The organism is Synechococcus sp. H60.3, assembly GCF_047462295.1.
Lineage (GTDB): Bacteria > Cyanobacteriota > Cyanobacteriia > Thermostichales > Thermostichaceae > Thermostichus.
Genome location: NZ_JANSIY010000018.1, coordinates 28706 through 30652, shown reverse-complemented (window position 1 = coordinate 30652; position 1947 = coordinate 28706). Strand labels below are relative to the sequence as shown.

General features: G+C 62.4%; 1 pseudogene. It reads right to left on the bottom strand.

Annotated elements, in window-relative coordinates:
• A pseudogene (locus tag NW841_RS03540) lies at nucleotides 1–1887 on the bottom strand (type II secretion system protein); the annotation flags it as partial.
• Nucleotides 1888–1947: the final 60 nt, after the last annotated feature.

The window sequence follows — 1947 nt, the reverse complement described above, 5'->3', positions numbered from 1 at the left end:
GCCGGGGTGGGCCACCGTGGCCAGGCAGGCGATGGGGAAGCGCCCATCTTCGTAGCTGTAGTGGTAAACCGCCGTGGCCTGCACCGCCGCCGGGTTATCCCGCAGGGTTAGGCGCTGCCGCGCCTCGTTGCTGATGAAAATGGCCTGTAGCTTGGTGGGATCAGGATCATTGGGATTACCATCAGGCACCAGTGGCAAGGGCAAAGAGTCGGTGCGGGTCAGCTCCAGGCGCTGCCCCACGATCACCCGCAGGCCCTCCACGCGGGCCCGCCGCTCCCAGTAGCCATCCAGCCCCACCTCGGCAAGCGCGCCTGGGGGTGGGTTGTCTTCGGTGAGGGATTCGCCCAGCTCATTTTTGGCCTCAGACGGGATTGTGTCACCTGCCCTGGCGTTGAACTTTTCGGCAAAGGTGGGCACGTTGCAGCCCTTCTGCGGGTCAGGCGTCACGGGTGGACGCTCGTAGCTGGCCTTGGGCCCAAAGCGGTTGTCGGCCCGATAGACATCGTCCACGTAGGGCGGGCAGACCTGGTCGGAACCGGCCTGAAAACCGCCGGCCTTGATCCGTCCGGGGTTGGGATCCTTTTTGGCGTTGAGGAGAGACTTCGCCCATTCTGCATTTGAGGCATAGGATCCCCGGGTGCGTATGCGGCCGAAAAGGTGGAGCTCCAGCGGATCCAGGGCCACACTCTCCGGCTCCACCCCGTTTTGCACCGAGTCAAAGTTCAGGTTGTTTAGACTGACCGACACCCTCGGTGCTACGTCTTGCTCGCCGGAGTGCACATCGAAAACCAGGCTATCGCTCACCTCCTGGCCAGCGTAGCCAATAGCCCCTGCCACCAGCTCTCCGAAGGCAGTAATCTCCGAGTTATCTACAGGCATGTAGAAGCAGGATTGCTCCGAGCTGATGGTGAAAGCCTGGAACGAGTTGGTGGAGCGATAGCGGAAGAAAAGGCTGCCGCCGGCGTAGATGGCGCCGTTCCAGTTGTAGGGGGGAGTGAAGAAGAACTCCAGGTCACCGCGGCTGAAGGCCCCCCACTTGTTGAGGAGATCCCGCCGCCGATCCTGCTGGAACTGCAAAGCCGAGATGGCGCGGGTGGTGGAGTCGGCGCCCTGAATGGGCAAGGTGACGGCAAAGACCTGGAAAGGCTTGTACAGCGCCGATCCCACCTGGAACCAGTCTCCCACGTTGGGGTTGGCGGTCTGCTCGGCGGGGTTGTCGGTACAAGCGCCCAGAGCCGACCCCTGCAGAGGGCCACTGCGGATCATCAGGCGCCGCGCCCGCTCCGTATCCGTTAGCCGGCTATCCTCAAAGCCAGCGCCAGCAGCCCGACGGGTGTTGAGAATAGTGTAGGCAGTTACAGAGTCGTTGACGCCGTTGTTGTCGGTGTCCACCAAAAACCACCAGGCCGGCGCCCGTACCGGTACAGGCAGGGTTTGCCCGGGGTTGTTGGGATCCTCCACCTCAATTTCGGTTCTAATTATGAACTGGGTTTCATCGGGGAGGATGTAGGGCTCGTTCTCATCCCGCGGGAGCAGCCCTCCCGCCCCGTCGTTAATCAAGGCCGCGGCAAGTTGGGCATCGGTGGGGGCGCCGGCGGGCAGGCGGGGATCCCGCACCAAGTAGTCAATCTTGGCCCGCGCCCGGTCGATGGCGGCGTTTAGTTGTCGGCTAACCGTCTGCCCCGCCCGTTCCACCTGGGTTTGGATGTTGCGCTGGGTGGAGCGGGTGAGCAGGCCCACCGTTACCAAGCTCAACACCAGCACAATCAAGATGGCGACCGGTAGAACAAAGCCACGCTCGCGGATCCTGCGCCGATCCACCGGGATCTTCAGAGAGCCAAGCAGACGCAGGGCAAGTTTGAGCAACAGTGGGGAAGGAGCAGACATAGCCGTACGCGGGTAAAGGCTACCAAGATAGCAACAGTATGCAAGGGATCCGGATTGCAG